The 18,089-nt window shown below is 39.6% G+C and carries 22 protein-coding genes; 6 read left to right on the top strand and 16 right to left on the bottom strand.

Translation table 11 applies throughout. The features are described from left to right. Positions 1-44: 44 nt before the first annotated feature. Positions 45-932, bottom strand: coding sequence for a pantoate kinase (locus tag MZHIL_RS02540; RefSeq protein ID WP_013897807.1), 888 nt, complete (start codon positions 930-932; stop codon positions 45-47). Continuing rightward, positions 919-2,163: a bifunctional phosphopantothenoylcysteine decarboxylase/phosphopantothenate--cysteine ligase CoaBC gene (gene coaBC / locus MZHIL_RS02535; protein WP_013897806.1), complete on the bottom strand. Its 1,245-nt coding sequence runs from the start codon at positions 2,161-2,163 to the stop codon at positions 919-921. The genes MZHIL_RS02540 and coaBC overlap by 14 nt, the downstream gene beginning before the upstream one ends. A 113-nt stretch (positions 2,164-2,276) precedes the next feature. On the opposite strand from coaBC, the gene MZHIL_RS02530 reads away from it, so the two are divergent. The 3 genes from MZHIL_RS02530 to MZHIL_RS02520 are packed head-to-tail and all read left to right on the top strand — an operon-like array spanning position 2,277 to position 4,770. After that, complete coding sequence (locus tag MZHIL_RS02530; protein ID WP_083812307.1) at positions 2,277-3,311, top strand: Vms1/Ankzf1 family peptidyl-tRNA hydrolase; 1,035 nt, start codon at positions 2,277-2,279, stop codon at positions 3,309-3,311. Positions 3,312-3,352: 41 nt separating this feature from the next. Beyond that, positions 3,353-3,946 (top strand): DUF7109 family protein, encoded by a 594-nt coding sequence (locus MZHIL_RS02525; RefSeq protein ID WP_013897804.1) that lies wholly within the window; start codon positions 3,353-3,355, stop codon positions 3,944-3,946. A gap of 26 nt (positions 3,947-3,972) precedes the next feature. After that, entirely contained in the window at positions 3,973-4,770 is a 798-nt protein-coding gene (locus tag MZHIL_RS02520) for a 23S rRNA (uridine(2552)-2'-O)-methyltransferase (protein ID WP_013897803.1), read from the top strand. 12 nt (positions 4,771-4,782) lie between these two features. Here MZHIL_RS02520 and MZHIL_RS02515 read toward each other — a convergent pair whose 3' ends face one another. The 3 genes from MZHIL_RS02515 to MZHIL_RS02505 form a co-directional block, all read right to left on the bottom strand. Then, positions 4,783-6,504, bottom strand: a complete 1,722-nt coding sequence (locus MZHIL_RS02515) for an amino acid permease (RefSeq protein WP_052306387.1) — start codon at positions 6,502-6,504, stop codon at positions 4,783-4,785. A gap of 11 nt (positions 6,505-6,515) precedes the next feature. After that, positions 6,516-7,433: an IS5 family transposase gene (locus MZHIL_RS02510; RefSeq protein WP_013897802.1), complete on the bottom strand. Its 918-nt coding sequence runs from the start codon at positions 7,431-7,433 to the stop codon at positions 6,516-6,518. A gap of 95 nt (positions 7,434-7,528) precedes the next feature. Further along, the gene (locus MZHIL_RS02505; protein ID WP_048815440.1) at positions 7,529-8,029 is read right to left on the bottom strand and encodes an APC family permease; all 501 of its coding nucleotides are present in this window, start codon (positions 8,027-8,029) and stop codon (positions 7,529-7,531) included. Positions 8,030-8,380: 351 nt separating this feature from the next. Here MZHIL_RS02505 and MZHIL_RS02500 point away from each other — a divergent pair, with 351 nt between their 5' ends. Next, positions 8,381-9,025, top strand: a complete 645-nt coding sequence (locus MZHIL_RS02500) for a histidinol phosphate phosphatase domain-containing protein (protein WP_048815609.1) — start codon at positions 8,381-8,383, stop codon at positions 9,023-9,025. Between the two features lie 54 nt (positions 9,026-9,079). After that, a complete protein-coding gene (locus MZHIL_RS02495) occupies positions 9,080-9,697 on the top strand; it encodes a cyclase family protein (protein ID WP_013897800.1) in 618 nt (205 codons plus the stop codon). Positions 9,698-9,742: 45 nt separating this feature from the next. Here the strand turns inward: MZHIL_RS02495 and MZHIL_RS02490 are convergent, their stop codons facing one another. The 3 genes from MZHIL_RS02490 to MZHIL_RS02480 all read right to left on the bottom strand — a co-directional run bounded on the left by MZHIL_RS02490 (position 9,743) and on the right by MZHIL_RS02480 (position 12,485). Next, a complete protein-coding gene (locus tag MZHIL_RS02490) occupies positions 9,743-10,234 on the bottom strand; it encodes a hypothetical protein (RefSeq protein WP_048815439.1) in 492 nt (163 codons plus the stop codon). Between the two features lie 114 nt (positions 10,235-10,348). Further along, on the bottom strand, positions 10,349-10,894 hold the full coding sequence (locus MZHIL_RS02485; RefSeq protein ID WP_013897799.1) for an XTP/dITP diphosphatase: 546 nt from the start codon (positions 10,892-10,894) through the stop codon (positions 10,349-10,351). Continuing rightward, complete coding sequence (locus tag MZHIL_RS02480) at positions 10,887-12,485, bottom strand: bifunctional N(6)-L-threonylcarbamoyladenine synthase/serine/threonine protein kinase (RefSeq protein WP_013897798.1); 1,599 nt, start codon at positions 12,483-12,485, stop codon at positions 10,887-10,889. The genes MZHIL_RS02485 and MZHIL_RS02480 overlap by 8 nt, the downstream gene beginning before the upstream one ends. A gap of 246 nt (positions 12,486-12,731) precedes the next feature. Here MZHIL_RS02480 and MZHIL_RS10805 point away from each other — a divergent pair, with 246 nt between their 5' ends. Further along, positions 12,732-12,854 (top strand): hypothetical protein, encoded by a 123-nt coding sequence (locus tag MZHIL_RS10805; protein WP_281033992.1) that lies wholly within the window; start codon positions 12,732-12,734, stop codon positions 12,852-12,854. A gap of 288 nt (positions 12,855-13,142) precedes the next feature. Here the strand turns inward: MZHIL_RS10805 and MZHIL_RS02475 are convergent, their stop codons facing one another. From MZHIL_RS02475 to MZHIL_RS02440, 8 genes are all read right to left on the bottom strand, one after another. Beyond that, a complete protein-coding gene (locus MZHIL_RS02475) occupies positions 13,143-13,292 on the bottom strand; it encodes a 30S ribosomal protein S27ae (RefSeq protein WP_013897797.1) in 150 nt (49 codons plus the stop codon). A 10-nt stretch (positions 13,293-13,302) separates the two neighbouring features. Next, positions 13,303-13,614, bottom strand: coding sequence for a 30S ribosomal protein S24e (locus MZHIL_RS02470; RefSeq protein WP_013897796.1), 312 nt, complete (start codon positions 13,612-13,614; stop codon positions 13,303-13,305). Next, positions 13,604-14,188, bottom strand: a complete 585-nt coding sequence (locus tag MZHIL_RS02465; RefSeq protein WP_013897795.1) for a GTP-dependent dephospho-CoA kinase family protein — start codon at positions 14,186-14,188, stop codon at positions 13,604-13,606. Before MZHIL_RS02465 ends, MZHIL_RS02470 begins: the two co-directional genes overlap by 11 nt. Before the next feature lies 1 nt (position 14,189). Beyond that, positions 14,190-14,375 carry a transcription elongation factor subunit Spt4 gene (spt4, locus tag MZHIL_RS02460; protein ID WP_013897794.1) on the bottom strand — a complete coding sequence of 62 codons (186 nt, stop codon included), beginning with the start codon at positions 14,373-14,375 and terminating at the stop codon, positions 14,190-14,192. 24 nt (positions 14,376-14,399) lie between these two features. Continuing rightward, positions 14,400-14,966, bottom strand: coding sequence for a DNA-directed RNA polymerase (locus MZHIL_RS02455; RefSeq protein ID WP_013897793.1), 567 nt, complete (start codon positions 14,964-14,966; stop codon positions 14,400-14,402). Between the two features lie 78 nt (positions 14,967-15,044). Further along, entirely contained in the window at positions 15,045-15,410 is a 366-nt protein-coding gene (locus MZHIL_RS02450) for a DNA-binding protein (protein ID WP_013897792.1), read from the bottom strand. Beyond that, positions 15,407-16,633 carry a translation initiation factor IF-2 subunit gamma gene (locus tag MZHIL_RS02445; protein WP_013897791.1) on the bottom strand — a complete coding sequence of 409 codons (1,227 nt, stop codon included), beginning with the start codon at positions 16,631-16,633 and terminating at the stop codon, positions 15,407-15,409. The genes MZHIL_RS02450 and MZHIL_RS02445 overlap by 4 nt, the downstream gene beginning before the upstream one ends. Positions 16,634-16,901: 268 nt before the next feature. After that, positions 16,902-18,059 carry a formate--phosphoribosylaminoimidazolecarboxamide ligase family protein gene (locus MZHIL_RS02440; RefSeq protein ID WP_013897790.1) on the bottom strand — a complete coding sequence of 386 codons (1,158 nt, stop codon included), beginning with the start codon at positions 18,057-18,059 and terminating at the stop codon, positions 16,902-16,904. Positions 18,060-18,089: the final 30 nt, after the last annotated feature.

Genomic DNA, 18,089 nt, shown 5'->3' with positions numbered 1-18,089 from the left:
ATACACTTCTAAATCCAGTATTCATAAACCTCTGAAAACCCGTGTCATAATAGCCGAGGTACACAGTGATTGATCCGGTATACAAGGACATCACCATAATCCATCATAGCTCCAACAATTGCCTGTTCCGATTCTGCAGATTCTGCAATTGCAAATACTGTGTTTCCAAGCATTGCCTGGGAAGCCATACCTCCTGCGTCCCTGACAGCCTCGATGACATCCTGAGCTTTTGTATCAAGCAGGCCGGTCTCCCGTGAAAATATCTCTGATTGCCTCATAAAGTTACTGATGGTGCTCTCTTTTAATAGAGAATCAAAAGCCTTCTTGCCTTCAGAATTGATCATCCCTATAAGGTCGGCGTCTTTTAGAACATCTTCCGTATAGATTTTACCCATTGTTACGCAGAATACTTTAAGGTCCGCAGATGGGATTTGGTCAATATTGCAAATACCGGCAGTTCCAGGCATATTCCGTATCACAACTCCGCCATGGGACTGGGCAATCACATCCCCAAGTCCGCTTTGGTTCTTTACTTCTGCAGAATGTGCAACCTCAATAAGTTTACGTGAACACAGATTCAATGAAAGAACATCATTTAGTGCAAGTGCAGTTCCAATTGAACCTGCACCCGATGCACCAAAGCCATATCCAACGGGTATATCTGCCCTACATTCAATTCGAAGAACCTCATCTGTAAGCATTTCTATTGTTGATTGGATAGTTTTTCCTTTAACCTTCACCCCATCCAACCATACCTGGACCTTATCAATAGAATTATCCAGAACCACTTCGGTTTCAATACCGCCATTTAAAACCACTCCACATCCTGTAGAACCCCTGTACCTGATGTCCTCATTTTCATGGACTTTGAAAAAACCGGTTATATGCCCGGGAGCAAATGCACGGGAGCGGGGTGGTTTAATTTCCTTCACTCAGATCATCCCTCTGCTGAAAGCATTTTTCCACTTCATCCAGTAGAGATGAAGCTATTGTTCTCTTTAGACCAGATACTTTTTTTACATCTCTTTTATCACTCATGATATAAACTTCATTATCTTCTGTGCCCATCCCTCTTTCCAGAACATCATTTGCAACGATGAGATCAAGTTTTGATTGATCCATTCTATCCCATGCCCTGGAAAGTAATTGTTCTGCAGATAGACCTGTTTCTGCCTTGAACCCTGCTATTGCCAGATCAGGAAATGACTGTCTTACCCTATCAATCAGTTTTACAGCAGGTTTCATTTTAATGATAATGTTGTCTGCAGACTTGATCTTTTCCGGGCTCATATCAACTGTAAAATCCGAGATAGCAGCAGCACTGATCAGCATATCATATTCTTCGCGGTCCAGCTCTTCCATAACAGCATCCGTCATCTGTTGAGATGTCTGTACTAAAATTTCTTTGATTCCTTCAAAACCAAGCCTATTCATGTGGACAATTGTTACATCTGCCCCTCTTCTAAAAGCCTCAAGTGCAATTTCAATACCGGTTTTTCCTGACGCGAAAGTAGTTAGTATTCTTATGGGATCCAGAAATTCAGCAGTGGTTCCGCTGGTTATAAGTATTCTTTTTCCAGACAGTGTATCAGGCCCAAGTATCCTCTCAGCATTAAGAACTATCATCTCATTGGAAACTATCTTTGCAATACCCTCTTCCATTTGCGGACCAATTATTGTTACTCCCCATAGTCTCAACTTATCAAGATTATCAACAATAGCTGGATGACAGTACATTGATTCATGCATTGCGGGTACCAGCATCACAGAGATTCCGGAGCCAATTGCAGTTGTTGCAAACGTGGTAACTGGAGTATCATCGATGCCAGCTGCAATCTTTGATATTGTATTGGCGGTCGCAGGAGCAATAACCAGAAGATCGGCACATCCATTCATCCCACAAAATTGCACATGTTCCACTTTTCCGGTAATGTCACGAATTACCTCGTTGCCTGTCGCATAATGTAGTGCATCGGGATGAATTATCCTCTCAGCCGCAGGTGTGGTTACCGCATAAACATCCGCACCCCGCCTTATCAGTTCCCTGGAAAGTTCAATGGTACGCACCGCAGCTATGCTGCCAGTAACTGCAAGAACAACTGTTTTTCCTTTAAGGCTGATGCCTTTGTTTTCCTTAATCCATAGTGTGGGGTGTTTATTCATATTAGGAACCTTATTTCATGATAAAAATATCTGTCCATTATTTTCATATCATGATATTAAAATTGTACAGATTCTCATAATATTTTTAATCAATTAAAATATAATTAATTTCAATGTCTTACCATAGAAAAATGCTGGAAGATATTCAGAACGAATTTACCACAGTAATGGATAGGGTTACAGGTAAGGACGAACTGGAAAGAGTAATTGAAAAGCTGGAATCCAACATAATGGAACTGGAAATCGACCTGAAAGGTTATCGTACCCAGCTTACCAAGCGCGAGGAGGATGCAAGGCGTGCAATTGCTGCAAAGCAGAGTGCAGAGGAAAAATTGAACAATGCAAATACCAGAATAGAGTCACTTACACATGAAATCGAAAAATTGAAGGAAAAGGAGTCAGCCAGTATACGGTTTTCACAGGTAGAACCATTCACAATAAAGCAGATCAATGATTATATCTACCAGATAGGTTCTGTTTCATCCAGAAATCAGGCATTGCTGACAGCTTATTTTCCGCCAGAAATGTCTTCGGGAGATATAAAAGAAACAGATGAGATCCTCCATTATATTGACGAAAAAAGCTTGAGCCTGCTATCTAAAATTGATTCAGCTACAGGATACGTTCTCTTCTATGATACCAGAGGCATGGTACGTGAAGTTCTATTACCCCCATTTCCGGTTTCCAGATACATATGGTCGATAGGTGAGAAATTTGATGTGACTATCATCAAAGATATGCTGAAGGCAAATTATAATATATGTGTCCTTATACTGAGTGCAGGAGAATCCTTTGTGGGATTTGGAGATACTGAAAATTTTGCCAGTTACCAGGTCATCAGGAGCAGTGTAAAATCAAAGCATACAAAAGGAGGATTCAGCCAGAGAAGGTTTGAACGCCTGAGAGATGAGGAGATCGATAATCATATGAACAAGGTTTATGGAGCTTATGAAAAATTGCGTGAAGAGTTTAAGATGGATATAGACTATATCATTACAGGAGGAGATCATCAGCTTATAAGGCATGCCTTAGCCAATCTGGATACAGATATCCCAGTTATGGAAAAAGGAATTGAAGTCAAAATTGAAAAGCACAATATTGACTCGGTACTGCATAAAGCCCTTGGTGGACGACGATATATTATCTAAATGATAGACATATAGCTAAATTATACAAATTGTAAGATACCATGATTTCAGAAGAAGAATTATGCGGAATAATTGACACTCTGGGAGCATTGAAACCTGATGAGATCCAGAAAATCGCAGATGAAATTGCTTCTGTAAGAGAATATTCTGGAGAATCATTTGACATTGAAAGTATGTGTCAGATCGCAAAGGATAGACATCTGGTAGAAACTATATTCCCCTTTGAAATAAAGGACGAACATGAAAACCTGGATAGTTCAGATGTACCACAGACCTATTACATAAACGGGCCATGTTCATTTCCTGTAGTCCCCCCTGAACTCAGCGAGGTTATTGACATTCTTGAGATCGAGAGAAGAGAAATAGACATGCATAAAATATCCATACGATACCTGGATGAATTGAATAAAAAAGTGTTCTTCCTTGATAAAAAAGCAGATTCAATGAACAATACCAACTATGAAAAGAAAGATGTAATAGATCTGGAAAATGAATACAGTGAACTGCTGAATATGTACTATGACTTCGAATCATGGTTAATAGAAGACATAGAAAATGTCCAGGAAGTTGAAAGTATTGAAACCCTGCTAATGAACATAAGTACAAAACTGGAAAGTCTGAAAGAATCAATATAAATATCAACATACAATAATGGAGACTCATGGCACGAAATCAGAGAGATAGATACTACTGGCTTGCAAAATCCGATGGATACAGGTCACGTGCATCATATAAGCTTCAGCAAATAAATAAGAAGTTCAATGTAATAAAAAGAAACGATACAGTCGTAGATCTGGGTGCTGCGCCTGGCGGTTGGCTCCAGGTTGCCAGAGAATTATCAGGCGGAAAGGTTGTGGGAGTTGATCTTAGACGAATCAAGCCTATAGAAAGTGTGGATACCATTAAGGGCGATATAACATCTGAAAGTACCGTTAATAAGATTCTGGATCTTGTAGGCGAACATGGAGCTGATGTTGTAATATGCGATGCTGCGCCCAATATGTCCGGAAACTGGAGCCTTGACCATGCCCGATCTATAGACCTTGCAAATTCTGCTTTTGAATGTTCCCAGAAAATACTGCGCCCTGGAGGCAATTTTGTAGTTAAGGTGTTTCAGGGGGACATGTTCAAGGAATTTATTGACAGGGTGAAAAGTGAATTTGTTCATACAAAGGCGTATAATCCTGAAGCTTCAAGATCACAGAGCGCAGAAATATATGTAATAGGTAAAAAGATGCTGTCCACCCCTGTTAAGAGAGGAGATATATACGAGGTCAGGATCGAGTCAAAGGGAAGTAGTGGTGACGGGGTGGGTTCTATTGATGGATTTGTTGTATTTGTCAAAGATGCGGAGGTAGGAGAAAAACTCAGGGTCAAAGTAAGGGATGTCAGACCGAATTTTGCCTTCGCTGACGTGGTTGAAAGATTGGATAACCCTTCAGATCCGTCGAGAAAATAAATCTGTTCAAAACTAATTCTTAAGTTTAAGCTTTCTTAAGAACCTGTTTTTTACCGAATTTATTTTCACAAATATAGAACTTATTCCTTCCTTTGAAAGGGGTTTATACCTCTTGACTATTATTACAGGTTTTCTGGTATGTCTTGCTATCCTCTGCGGCAGTGTACCCAGGAAAGCACGTTTAAATCTCTGGCTGGAATCCCCAATCATGATTATATCATGCTCATTTGCGGCTTCAAGTATGGCATCTTCTGTGGAATATTTCTCCTGTATTTCATAAACCACATTAAAGCCCTCTTCATCCAGAGCCGCTTCCTTTGCCTCTTTTATTTTTTCCTGTTTTTCCTCTGCACTAAGATCCGGATTGATTATACGAAGAAGTTTGATCTGTGCTCCGGTAGTCATTGCAAGCCTTTTTGCCAGATACAGACAGTACTTTGAATTGTCCTTTGCATTGAAGGCTACAAGTATTGTTTTTATCTCTGGAGGCATGTATCCTTTAAGGATAACTATATGCTTCTTTGCACTTGTCAGTACCTTGTTGGCAACATTTCCTGCTGATGGATGGAATCTGTCAACCTCATGCCAGCCCATTACGATCAGAGTTACTTTTTCAATCTCTGATTGTTCCATGATTGAATTTGATACACTGTGATCAAAAGCAACAATATATTCATGCTTGTGTTCAGGTAATCTTATACATTCCCGGAACTTTCTTTCCAGTTCGCTATTTATCTGTAATTTATTCTCATGATATGCTTCCTGAGCAGCCAGAAGACTGGTCTGCCCTGGAACCCGGATTACATGAAGACCCACTATTTCATCACCAAGTTTGTCTGCAAGTTTAAGTAGATCTTTTTCATGCTCAGGATTTGCCAGTGGCACAAGGACCTTTATTTTCTCATAGGTTGTTTCTACAGGTACCACGGTATTTTCAATCAGGTCAAGAACATTGTATTTTGGTATAGCTTTTTCTTTTCCATATACCATGTACCATGCAATTCCCGCTGCTATAACTGCAAGAGCAAATGCAAGCGGCATCAATCCAATCAAAGGAAGCAATATCAGGCTTCCTAAAATTCCGATTATCTGTGTTAGTGGATAAAAAGGATCCTTAAATGTAGGTTTATACCATTCCATTGAACTTCTTCTAAGTATTACTGCTGACAGATTTATCAGTACGAATATGAGAATATTGAAAGTACTGCCAAGTTTTGCCAGTTGCTCTACATTGAACAACAACAGTAGCAGAAGCATAACAAAGCCGGTGACCAGAATTGCCTTATAGGGAGTATCATACTTGCTATGTATCTCAACAAACCATTTCGGCATCAGATCATCCCTTCCCATTGCAAAAGGAAAACGTGAAGATGCAAGTATAGCTGCATTTGCAGTTGATATAGTAGCAAGCAGGCCTGCAAATACAATAATTATCTGTCCGCTTGATCCTGCCATTAAATCGGCCACGTCCACAAGAGGAGTGCTGGTAACAATTGCTTTTTCCAAAGGTAGCATTCCATTGATTACGATCATTACCCCAGTATACAGCAGTGTGACTGATGCAACTGAAGCAATAAACGCCCTTGGCAAATTCTTGGAAGGATCTTTCACCTCTTCAGAAATGGCTGCTAACTGCGTAATACCCAGATATGAAATAAATATCAGGCCTGTCGTGGCAAGTATAGAACTATATCCATAGGGCATAAATGGATCAAATTTAGAAGTATCAAGCATCAGAGCCCCTTTTAAAATAAAAAGAATGAGGGCTCTGTAGAAATCCTTATGTAAATAATAATTGTAAATGAGTTATATCTTTCGATGTTATGTATTAACATCTTACATTTCACTTCCTTTACCTGGTTTCTGTACTTTCTTGACTTAATTTCTTCACCATATTTTCTTTTTAGAACTGAGAACATTGTTTCTACCAGGTTTCTCGAATGGTAGAGTTTCTCATCAAACTCTTCAACCATTTTCCTACGGTATTTGCCGTTTATTTTCTTTCTTTTCCTCTGTCTTACAGGGATAAGAGGACTTGAATTCATGTTCTCTCGTATGAGAACATGAATTTGTTCAGAGTCATACCCCTTATCCAGGACATAGTATTCTGAATGACGAAGTCTATGACATTGCTTCAGCAATGTTTGTGCGTGTTTCGTATCGTGTACAGGTTTACTTGAGATCTTAAATCCAGTAACAATAAATTTCTCAGTATCAATTGCTATACTTGTTTTTAGATATGATCTCCTTTTCTTTCCAGTCCTCATTGAATAATAGTAACTACAATGTCCACCTGTAAATCCACTTGAATCAATAGCAGTAAGATATATTCTTTCACCATGGTAATAAAAGAGTTTTAGAGTTTGTTTCAATATGCTGTTAAAATATACTGATGGTATTCTACTCATGAATTTCTGTAATGTTGTAAAATGTGGTACCTGCTTTATTCCAATTTTATTCTGTACCTTATCCATTAATTCAATGAGTTCTACGAAGTTTCTATAGTCCTCATTTAAGTATTCTTTTAGTAAAACCAGTGTCATTAACTGGTGCTGAGTATATTTTCTCTTAGAATACTTACTGCTATACAATGGAAGATGAGATCTTCCTGAGACAGCAATGGCTGTATCAATAAAGTTTAAGTATTTTCCTGACAAAAACATTCATCCCCTGTTGTTTTTGTTTGTTTAGCAAAAAAACACAGGGGACTCATCCTTTTTATAATATTAGGTTGAAGTGGTAATGGAAAATAGGATTTCTACAGAGCCAGAATGAGTATAACAAACAAAGTGATGACAATTATATTCTGGAAAGAGCCGCTGCTTTTTGCACCCCTGTAGTTTATAAGCAGTAAAATGAGACCCGCCACGAAAGCTGTTATTAATACAGGTATGGGCAGGAATACAAACAGATAGTCCCCCAATCCAACCAGAGCAAAAGAGCCTTTAAATACAAGAGCAAGCCATGCACCCAAGCCTATAATGGAACCAAACACCGCTCCCATGGCACGACTGATAAAATAATAGCTACCACCTGCACGCGGCATTCCTGTTGCGAGTTCAGCCATACTGATGGCTGTTGCCATTGAAATTATCCCACCAAATATAAAAGAAATGATAGCCGCAGGCCCTGCAGATGAGGTCGCTATTCCGGGAAGTACAAATATTCCTGCACCGATCATTGTACCTGTGCCGATTGCAAAAGTGGGGAAAAAGCCAAGGCTTCGACCCAGCCTTTCTTTTGGTTGTAGATCTGCCATCCAATTCTCCTTACTATAACACCTATAAAATTATAATCATTCTTGATCCAATCTACATCACAGCACGGTAAATTAAGTAGAATGCATTACAGTTATGATCCGGTTCCCTCTCAATAAACGTCCGGTAATTTCCAAATAACTTATCAAAATTGTGGTTTTCACATTAATTTAGATACTCTGATATTTAAACCAAAATATTTTTTTATCATTTGTATTTTTCTATTTGATTTTTCAATCATAAACCTGTTGCATAATGAAACAATTACCAGTTTTATATATAAAGATTCAAATCAATTGTATGAAATAGAGTATATGCTCTGTTTATCAGACAGAATCAATAAAGGTGAACCAATGATAGATCTGCACACCCATACAGTTTTCAGTGACGGGGAGCTTATCCCAAGCGAACTTATAAGAAGAGCCCAGATAAAAGGATACACTGCCATAGCATTAACAGATCATACGGACTATTCCAATATTGAACAGGTAATATCAGCTGCAGAAAAAGCACGTTATCTGGAGGATGTAATGGACATTGACATACTGGTTGGCGTTGAGCTGACACACATCCCACCCTCCAAAATTGCTCCAATGGTACGAATGGCCAGACAACTTGGTGCTGAAATCGTGGTGGTTCATGGTGAAACTATTTCAGAACCGGTTGCACCTGGAACAAACTCTGCAGTCGTTAATATCCCCGACGTTGATATCCTGTCCCACCCGGGACTGATCACTGCAGAAGATGCACAAAAAGCAGCAGATAACGGGATATGTCTGGAAATAACTTCCAGGAACGGACATAACAAAACCAATGGACATGTTGCAAGAATTGGTAAGGAAACAGGAGCTGAGCTGGTAGTTAACACCGATGCACATGCACCCGGGGACCTGATCACATCCAATCAGGCGAAAATGATAGCTATGGGTTCAGGCCTTACAGAAAGGGAAGCCGAAAAAGTACTTGCCAATTCAAAACGCTTTATCAGGAAAAGATGAAAGGCACCTGAGCTTACATTGTAGATCACAAAAATACACATAACAAGTGAATTCATGAAAAGAAAAATAATAGATATTTCCACTCCAATTTCAAATTCCACTCCTGTATATCCGGGTGATCCTGAACCTGCTATTGAACCCATCACTTCAATAGAATCAGATGGTTTCAAAATATCCAGTATATTTATTGGAAGTCACACAGGAACACACATTGACGTACCCTCACATGTGTTTCCTGAAGGAGGCTCAACTGACGACATATTGCTTGAAGAGCTTATTGGAGAAGCTGCAGTACTGGACATATCCTCATATGAAAATAAACCAGTCAATTCCAGGATTCTTCATGAAAAACTGCAGGGTTTTGACCACTCCTCAACTCCTGAAATACTCCTGTTAAATTCGGGAAATAATTGTCCAACAATATCAATTGACATAGATACATGGGAATGGATAGTACATCAGGATTTCAGGATAATTGGCACCAGCTGCATGTCTGTGGATATTTCAAATTCAATGGATGTTCACCAGCTTTTGCTAAAAAATAATATTTACATCATTGAATCTCTGAATTTGGCAGAAGTAGAAGAAGGAATATATTTTTTTATTGCCCTGCCCATGAAGATAAGTGGATGTGACGGTGCTCCTGTGCGAGCCATTTTGATGGAATACTGATCGTGTTGATAAGGTAGAAGGAATCGCAGTTCAGCCTATTTATCATTAAAACCGTGCCATTGTATATGTCCTGTTGGTAAAAACCAGTTCAAAATAATACTTTCCAGAAGGATTTTCAATAACTACTCCCATATCATGGTTACGTGATGAGCCATCCGAATCAAGAACCCATTCTCCATTTTTATTTAGAAAACCTGGTCTGAACTGAACATCATCAGTTTTTAGGAATATTTTCTTTTTAGCACCGTTTTCAAGAGCATAGACAATCGTACTGTTCAGAATTAACCATTCCCCATCAATATTTCCACAATTTCTGGGGTCAGGATCCACTCCAAGCCCTACATATCTCACCTTCTCGGGAAAATCAAGTTCAATGACACATATGGAACCATCAGAATAGCGAGGATCACTGAGATCCCTTGCAATTTTGTTCTGAATCGATTCAATTTCAAGTGCTGCAACAGATATCTCGCGATCGATTTTGATCTCTTCTACAACAGGAGCTACATTACTCCAGGATACTGCCACCATTGTCATAACAACTGCAGCAATTGAGATGTATATAATGAGTTTGAGGGGAACTGTATCAATACCCCTGCAATCGTGGAAAAATAAAGAAAGTTTTCCGACAAAGATACCTCCTGGAATGTATCAGTCTAACCATTCATAGAACTTGTCCAGTGCCCTTCTTCTATGAGATACTAAATTCTTTTCCTCATTACCCATTTCAGCAAACGTTCTTCCCTTATATTCAAATATGGGATCAAAACCAAAACCCTCATTTCCACGTTCTTCATGAGCTATCTGACCTTCAACACTCCCTGTAAATACCGTTGATTCAATACCAGGTTCACAGTATCCAATGACAGATTTGAATGCTGCTTTTCTGTTCTTTTCATTCTCCATCAATTTCAGAATTCCTAGATTTCCCAGATGCTTTTCCACAAAAGCAGAATACGGACCCGGGAAACCATTAAGAGTGTCAATGAAGAGCCCGGAATCATCCACCATTACAGGCATCTTAAACTGTTCAGCAGCCCATTTTGCCCCATAGGCAGCAATTGGTTCAAGATCATCATACTGTAATTCAGGATATCCGTCAGTATTCTGGATCACTTCTATGTTCTTGACTGAAAAAATTTCTTTCACTTCAAGATATTTGCCTTTATTTCCTGTAACAAAAACTATCTTACGCATATCTTCCCCTCTTCTTAATTTCACTTACTCTTGAAATAATTTTCTCTGCATGGCTGCAGGTTTTTCTGTAGCCCCTGCAAAATGAACGGATCAGACTTTCATGATTATCATGTGTACTTTCAAATGTCTGGAACAATACATGCACATCAACACCTTTAGCCTCAATTCCCGGATTTATATAAGCTAACCCGAAATCAATAATATACAGTCTGTTTTTTTCCTCGTGAAACAATATGTTTGAAGTGGTCAGATCACCGTGTATGATTCCACATTCATGCATTTTACCTATGATCTCGCCCGCTTTTTCTGCAAGTCTGCAATCTATCACATGCTTCAGCATTGTACCTTCTATATATTCCATTTTAATGCTAAAGTTCTGAATATCACGAATAATAGGAGTAGGTACACCACATCTTCGGGCTTCAGAAATCAAGCGAGCTTCTGCACGTGTTCTCTCCTGGCGTATTCGTTCATCCAGGACAGGAAGACGATATTTTTTAGGAATCCTTTCCTTGATAATATAATTATCCTCAAGTCTTACAAGAGCCTCAGCACCGGATGCAGGCCCTTTAACCATATGTAGATCATTATCCCCAGCTTCTTCGACCCATCTAACATCTACAGTATCCGGTCTGAAATTTGGATTCACATGAGATTTATCCAGGGGCGTAGTGATCCCTGATTTCAGCATCAGGAGTCCGGTGTATGCGATCATTGCACCATTATCTCCCATAAATCTTTTTTCTGGCACATAGAATTTTACTCCCCTCTCCTCACACATGGTATTGAGCATTTCACGAAGCCGCATATTGGCACCAACACCTCCTGCCAGGAGTAGCTCATTTTTACCAGTATGTGCAAGTGCACGCTCACTTACCTCCACAAGCATGGCAAATGCAGTTTCCTGTAGAGAATAGCAAACATCTTCGAGCGGCGCTCTGCTGAGGGCATCTGTTGCAGCTGTTGATATCCCGGAAAATGAAAAATCCATCCCCTTGACCACATAGGGCATTGAGATATAGTTATCTGAAAGATTTGCATATTCTTCTATCTTTGGCCCGCCTGGATGACTCAGATTTACATTTCGTGCAAACTTGTCCAGCGCATTACCAATACCAATATCCAGTGTTTCTCCAAATATCCTGTATCGACCTCCACGATATCCTAAAACCTGAGAATTGGCACCGCTTACATAAAGAACAACAGGATCCTCACAGGGAGTCTTCCACCTGCCAACCTCAATATGAGCAATACAGTGATTTACACCAATAAGTGGAACATTCAAAGATATTGAAAGGGCACGAGCTGCAGTTGCAACCGTTCTAAGACACTGTCCAAGTCCAGGACCCTGTGAAAATGCGATCCCAGAAATATCATTTATACGGACACCTTCCATTTTACCCTTCTCCAGCAACCGTTCAATAACTGATGAAGCATGTTTTGCATGATGCTGGGCAGCTTCACGTGGATGTATTCCACCTTTCTCAGGCTTATACGTCTGGGTTATCTCAGCTATAACATCGCTTTCATTAACAAGGGCAGCACTAAGATTCCATGCAGTCCCTTCAATTCCAAGAACAACGGTACTCAATCAATAGTTCTCCTTTTATGATCATATATTTCATATTTGTCAAAGTATATTTAGCGTCTTTTCCTGATATATCCTGAATAACCATGGTTTCCAACCCAGATATTCACATACTGGTATACAATTCCTTCGGGATCATTTTTGCAAGATTTGATTTATAATTTAGAATTTCTACAGTTGCTGTAATCTGGCCTGCACTGGTCAGTGACCGTACCCACACTAATGATCACATTTCCAGGTCGGAAATAATTGAAAGCTACATCTGCATCCCTGACTACAAAAACTCTTGAAACATCCATAAGCTGGATGTTATCAAATTCCTCTGATGTACCCCCTCCGGAACCAGATGAGCCGGTACCTGATGATTCCTAGACAAGTCTTTCAACAGTTATAGCTGTAGCTGTAAAAATGCAAAGCAGTACAAGAAATACAATCAGAGAAAATAAAGTATATTTTCCGATCAACTCAGAACTCCGTTTTTACATTATTAATGTCAACCTGTATATGCACGTATTTATTACTTTGCATTAAATATACCGTTTGATGACTCAAATAACATAAGTAGGGATCAAAGCATATTTAGAATTGATCATGAAGGCAAAATAGAAATAATTGAAAATGCATCACAAAATCTACATCCGTGATGCAAAATTTCAAAATTCACTTTTTAAATTCTGTATAACCGCATTTACCACAGGTGAGTCTGTTCTTGTGTTCTGCCAGGAATACACCCTGACCGCATCTTGGACAGAACTGTCTGAGCCTTTCTATGCTTTCGCCACTTACTTTATAATAGTTCTTGACTGACATTAAAAACACCTTATTCAGAACCTGCCTCTCCAGCTTCTGCTTCTTCAGGCACGGTATTTCGGTTTAAAATATGTTTACTTTCGATTTTCTTCATATAATCTGCATCTTCATAGACTTTTGCATATCCTGAAGCTTCCTGTTTTCCAAACATGTTGGTTATACTCTGAATTACCACCAGTTCAGAATCAATATTGAGCATGGCAGCAAGTTTGTTTCTCACATCGATTCTTTTAGGGGTTGCGCCGTCATATGAAGCTACGAAATTCAATTCTCGCCTGTGTAAAAGCGCATTATTCTTATCCTCTTTAATGCTAATGTCCATTCAGTTTCCTCCAAATATTACTATGCAACTTATCTTTATTTTCTGGTTGTTCAATAATAGAATCTATCAACTTCTGAATTTCAATTTTTTTGGGCCGGGTAATCTTGACCATAACTATACCTTCACCGGGCTGACCATAGAGTACTACCGAACAGATAGGGGCCATCAATATTGAGGGTAGAGCCGCAAGATCCTCTTCACCATATACGAATATTCGGATGTTTTGATCAGATTCAAATGCATAATTAATAACATTTATTAAATCTTCGGTTATGATTCCGGCAGGATTGGTTACCGTGATTTCTTTAAATCCTGTATGGCGGGTTCCACTTACAACTTTCTCTGAAGCAGGTTCTCGTTTTGTTCTGTCATCAACTATACAGATATCAGGTATAATACCTGAATCGAGTAAATGAAATGTAGTAACATCTCCTACAGATATAAGTTTTGTGGGATTTCCCATACATTCCAGTACTTTCTGGATTGTGTCCCTGCCATCACCGGTAAAAAGAGTTCCAAATGGTACTCTAAGAAGAGGGCGGAATTCTGGTGGCAGTATGATCTTTTCACCCAAATTATCGCACCTTCAATGCATACCTGTCAGGAGTTTCTATTCCAATCTTTTTTGCAATTTCGGATCGCTTGGGATCGATTATTATAACCATGCCACTCCAGTCTGAGCTGAGATTACCAGAACCACATACCGGACAGGTTTGTCCCTTCAGTATTCTGTGACACTCTCTGCATACCATTTCGGCCATATTATTTCTCCAGTTATGTTAGGTTCACTCTTTCTTATTCAAATTCTTATTTCTCTCTTCCTCAAGCCATTCATACTTGCCCAGTGAATGTTGACGCATAGTAAGACCTATTTTGCTATCTCGTGGTTCCCTTTCATTGATACTTACAGCCACAATGCGACCACGTATGCGGTCCCCTTCTGAAAGAGCCTTACCACTATTCTTACTGATCAGTCTGCCATTCTTTCCATCATATGACATGAATTCATCAGTAATCTGGCTGACATGCAGCAATCCATCCATTGGCCCAATGCTCACAAAGGCTCCAAATTCAACAATCTCAACAACCTGTCCTTCAATTACCTCCTGTATCTGTGGTAAAAATGTAATGGCTTCAAAGGTGACATCATAGTATATTGCCCCATCACCTACCAGGATATGGCCTTCACCAATCTTTTCCACATTTGTAACAGCTACTATGGCACCGATTTTTTTATCGACTCTGCCTTCCAGGTTCTTCTTTAGTTCGTTTTTTACGCATTTTTTGACATCTTCACCCAGTAGGTCCGGTGCGATGCGAACAGTATCGATAAGTTTCATCCTCTTATACATCGGTTCTTCTCCAGCAAGTTTAATATTTCTGAATTAATTCTGTATTGATATTTCAATTTTGAGGTTGGCTTACATGTATCAGGTTGTAGCAAGGCAATTTTTCTGACGCAGGTAAACGACCCGTATTCCTCTGCTGATAAGTTTTTTCTTCAATTCGATGTCATTGGTCAGTACATCAGCATCCATTTCAAATGCAAGTTCTTCTATCACATCATCTGCATTTCCGGTGATATCTACTAACCTGCATCTTCCTGATAGCGACTTTGCAATCTTTGCAGCAGTTCGGTCTGTGCCTTTTGCTTTTTTATTTAAGATTTCGAGTTCTTCAATTACTGCCTTTGGGACAATAAAATCATCATAACCAATTCGGATAAGTTCATCAAAAATATCCACATTGAACTGAGCAGGGATCATCAGGCCATTTGTATCAATAATTACTTTCAATCTGTGATTACTCCCATTCCTATAAGTCGCCATCTTGCTCCAATACGCCTGCTGATGGCAACAGTCGATCCGATTCTGGCGCAGACCGGTCTTTTGAGCTTGACCTCTGCTACATCACCTCTGGCACTGGAAACAACACCTACAGTAGTAGCAGTTCCGACATTCAGCATAAGTGGTTCAGATGTCTTTATAACTCCAATATCTTCCTCGTCAATTACTCCAACAACCCTCTCAAGCAGATGCAGCTCAAGGGTAAATTGATGATGTGTCGGAGGAAGAGTTCCTGGCTTACCAGCCACCTGTCCGGTTAAAGTATCACTTTTTGTAAGTGTAGGATCAAGTTTAGTACCAACTGCCAGAAGTCCACCTGGTGTTGCTTCTTTTACTTTGTGCCTGCCTGCAAATATCTCAGTAACCAGAGTTGTTATTGGAATCCATTTGGTTGTTCCTTCACTTTCTACCTTTCTCCCTGGACGTATCTCCAGTTCATCATCAGCATGAAGAACACCTTCTGTAAGGGTTCCTCCAACAACTCCGCCTGCAATTCGATCAATTGGCGCACCGGGCTTATTTATATCAAAAGACCTGGCAATTAACATCTGAGAAGGACGATCCATTTTATAGACAGGTGTGGGTATTATATCCTCAACAGCTGCAATCAGTGCATCTATGTTTGTGTTCTGCTGGGCTGATATAGGGATTATTGGTGCATTTTCTGCAACTGTGCCCTTCACAAATTCCTTTATCTGTTTGTAATGCTCGATCAGTTTCTCCCTTGAAACAAGATCTATTTTGTTCTGTACGATAACTATATTTTTTTTACCTATGATATTAAGTGCCATCAGGTGTTCCTTTGTCTGCGGCTGAGGACATTCCTCGTTCGCAGCGATTACCAGTATGGCTCCATCCATGATAGCTGCGCCTGAAAGCATTGTGGCCATTAGAGTTTCATGGCCTGGAGAATCTACAAAAGATACCGTCCTTACCTCTTCAGTTTCTGCTTCGCATTGGTCGCACTTATTTGAAACAGTATATCCACCTGGTAACCCGCATTCAGGACATTTCCTGAATGTCGTATCTGCATAACCAAGGCGGATGGATATGCCACGTTTCATCTCTTCACTGTGAGTATCTGTCCATACGCCGGACAGTGCTTTAACTAAGGTAGTTTTTCCATGATCGACATGTCCTACCATGCCTATATTAACACAAGGTTGACTCAATTTTTAGTTTCCCTCCCTGGTTGGGTAAATGAAATAATTATATGAAATAAACTATGCAATCATAACACACCAGTGTTTATTTTTAAAGTTTGTGTAATCATGTTATTCATAATATATAAGTGGTTTCGAAGAATGGACTCTACACTATTAATGTATTTATGCACTTTGCTTCTGGTATCTTCGCCAGATACAACTCAGGACAGGAAAAGGTGTTGACCGAGATATTAAAAATAAAAAGCAAAGCAGGTGATCAGACTAAGCATGATTATCAGGTAACTATCTGATCAAGCTTATCCATTTCAATAGCCCTTCTTATTTCAAATGCAAGGCGACGTCCGGTGCTCATTGGCTTTCTCCAGAGAGTATTCCCATATGGATGACCTACTGACATATGTACGTTTGTACCTCCTCCTACACGGGGGGCAACATCATAAATATAAAAATTAAGATCTTTATCAACACATGTCTGAAGACAGAAGGGGCCTATTATTCCAGGCTTGTAATGTTTCTGTGAAGCCTTTACGTACTTTTCGCTCAGGTTAAATACCTCTTCCAGAAGAGACTCTCTTAGTGTTGCAGTATTGTGCCCGCAGACGGTATATTCAGGAGTAAGCTGCTTTTCAGATAAGTTCATCTGCTGGGGAGCTGGAAGTCGTACATGTCCATCCAGGCTGGTCTCAAATCTCCAATCAACACCCAGTATTTCAAGTTTACTCATATTCTCTTCAATAGGAGAATAGAACATATCAAAATTAAAAACAGGTCCGATTATATACTCTTCAATCCGGGCATTATCCAGATCATCTCTGGTTATTGTCCCCTGTTTGAGAAGAGACTCTGCCTTTTCCATATATTCCCTGTATGTGCCGGCAGTAAAAAAACCACGTTCAAGTTTTTTAGTCGCATGTGGCAATTTGACCATCACAAGAGTGTCGATATCCTCAGGATTCTCGATCCTCTCAGGATATGGAAGGTTTGCTTTTTCAAGCAACCAGTAATAGTCACGGTCAATACCACGTTCCTCACTTCTCAGCATGTTCCTGCTGCCTACCAGCGGAACTCTGAAATCATTTTCTATATCCTCTATTCCACAATAAGAAGTAAATGAACGATTGGGGATAAAAAGAGTGTTTTCTGAAATGAGTTTTTGCTGATTCTGAGAAGCTGTTATTTCCCTGAAGTGATCAAAACATATGGAATCATCCACCACACCACGACATAATTTCCCATTGCTTTCCCTTTGCGCTCTGAAATAATGAGAATATGTCTTCTCCCGTCCATATTGACAGATGGCCAGAGTTCTGAACCCTTCTTCAACAGCACCATCAAAAATATCTAAAGCGGAATGTGATGCAACAGATCCTACATTTATGTTTTCTGTATCATAATCTTTTGTGATATCAATAATCTCTTTTCTATCGATCATATACATATCCTCATTGATTTATTAGTATCC

The sequence above is a fragment of the Methanosalsum zhilinae DSM 4017 genome, from assembly GCF_000217995.1.
GTDB lineage: Archaea > Halobacteriota > Methanosarcinia > Methanosarcinales > Methanosarcinaceae > Methanosalsum > Methanosalsum zhilinae.
Note: the sequence above shows the minus strand (reverse complement) of the source record. Positions and strands in the feature narration are given on the sequence as shown.

What these genes read in the sequence shown, in the direction of transcription:
- MZHIL_RS02515 (WP_052306387.1), bottom strand. Translation starts at nt 6,504, where the DNA reads ATGCTTGATACTTCTAAATTTGATCCATTTATGCCCTATGGATATAGT.
- MZHIL_RS02490 (WP_048815439.1), bottom strand. Translation starts at nt 10,234, where the DNA reads ATGACAATGGTGGCAGTATCCTGGAGTAATGTAGCTCCTGTTGTAGAA.
- MZHIL_RS02475 (WP_013897797.1), bottom strand. Translation starts at nt 13,292, where the DNA reads ATGTCAGTCAAGAACTATTATAAAGTAAGTGGCGAAAGCATAGAAAGG.
- MZHIL_RS02530 (WP_083812307.1), top strand. Translation starts at nt 2,277, where the DNA reads ATGTCTTACCATAGAAAAATGCTGGAAGATATTCAGAACGAATTTACC.
- MZHIL_RS02485 (WP_013897799.1), bottom strand. Translation starts at nt 10,894, where the DNA reads ATGCGTAAGATAGTTTTTGTTACAGGAAATAAAGGCAAATATCTTGAA.
- spt4 (WP_013897794.1), bottom strand. Translation starts at nt 14,375, where the DNA reads ATGGCCGAAATGGTATGCAGAGAGTGTCACAGAATACTGAAGGGACAA.
- MZHIL_RS02510 (WP_013897802.1), bottom strand. Translation starts at nt 7,433, where the DNA reads ATGTTTTTGTCAGGAAAATACTTAAACTTTATTGATACAGCCATTGCT.
- MZHIL_RS02520 (WP_013897803.1), top strand. Translation starts at nt 3,973, where the DNA reads ATGGCACGAAATCAGAGAGATAGATACTACTGGCTTGCAAAATCCGAT.
- MZHIL_RS02495 (WP_013897800.1), top strand. Translation starts at nt 9,080, where the DNA reads ATGAAAAGAAAAATAATAGATATTTCCACTCCAATTTCAAATTCCACT.
- MZHIL_RS02525 (WP_013897804.1), top strand. Translation starts at nt 3,353, where the DNA reads ATGATTTCAGAAGAAGAATTATGCGGAATAATTGACACTCTGGGAGCA.
- coaBC (WP_013897806.1), bottom strand. Translation starts at nt 2,163, where the DNA reads ATGAATAAACACCCCACACTATGGATTAAGGAAAACAAAGGCATCAGC.
- MZHIL_RS02470 (WP_013897796.1), bottom strand. Translation starts at nt 13,614, where the DNA reads ATGGACATTAGCATTAAAGAGGATAAGAATAATGCGCTTTTACACAGG.
- MZHIL_RS02455 (WP_013897793.1), bottom strand. Translation starts at nt 14,966, where the DNA reads ATGTATAAGAGGATGAAACTTATCGATACTGTTCGCATCGCACCGGAC.
- MZHIL_RS02505 (WP_048815440.1), bottom strand. Translation starts at nt 8,029, where the DNA reads ATGGCAGATCTACAACCAAAAGAAAGGCTGGGTCGAAGCCTTGGCTTT.
- MZHIL_RS02500 (WP_048815609.1), top strand. Translation starts at nt 8,381, where the DNA reads ATGATAGATCTGCACACCCATACAGTTTTCAGTGACGGGGAGCTTATC.
- MZHIL_RS02440 (WP_013897790.1), bottom strand. Translation starts at nt 18,059, where the DNA reads ATGATCGATAGAAAAGAGATTATTGATATCACAAAAGATTATGATACA.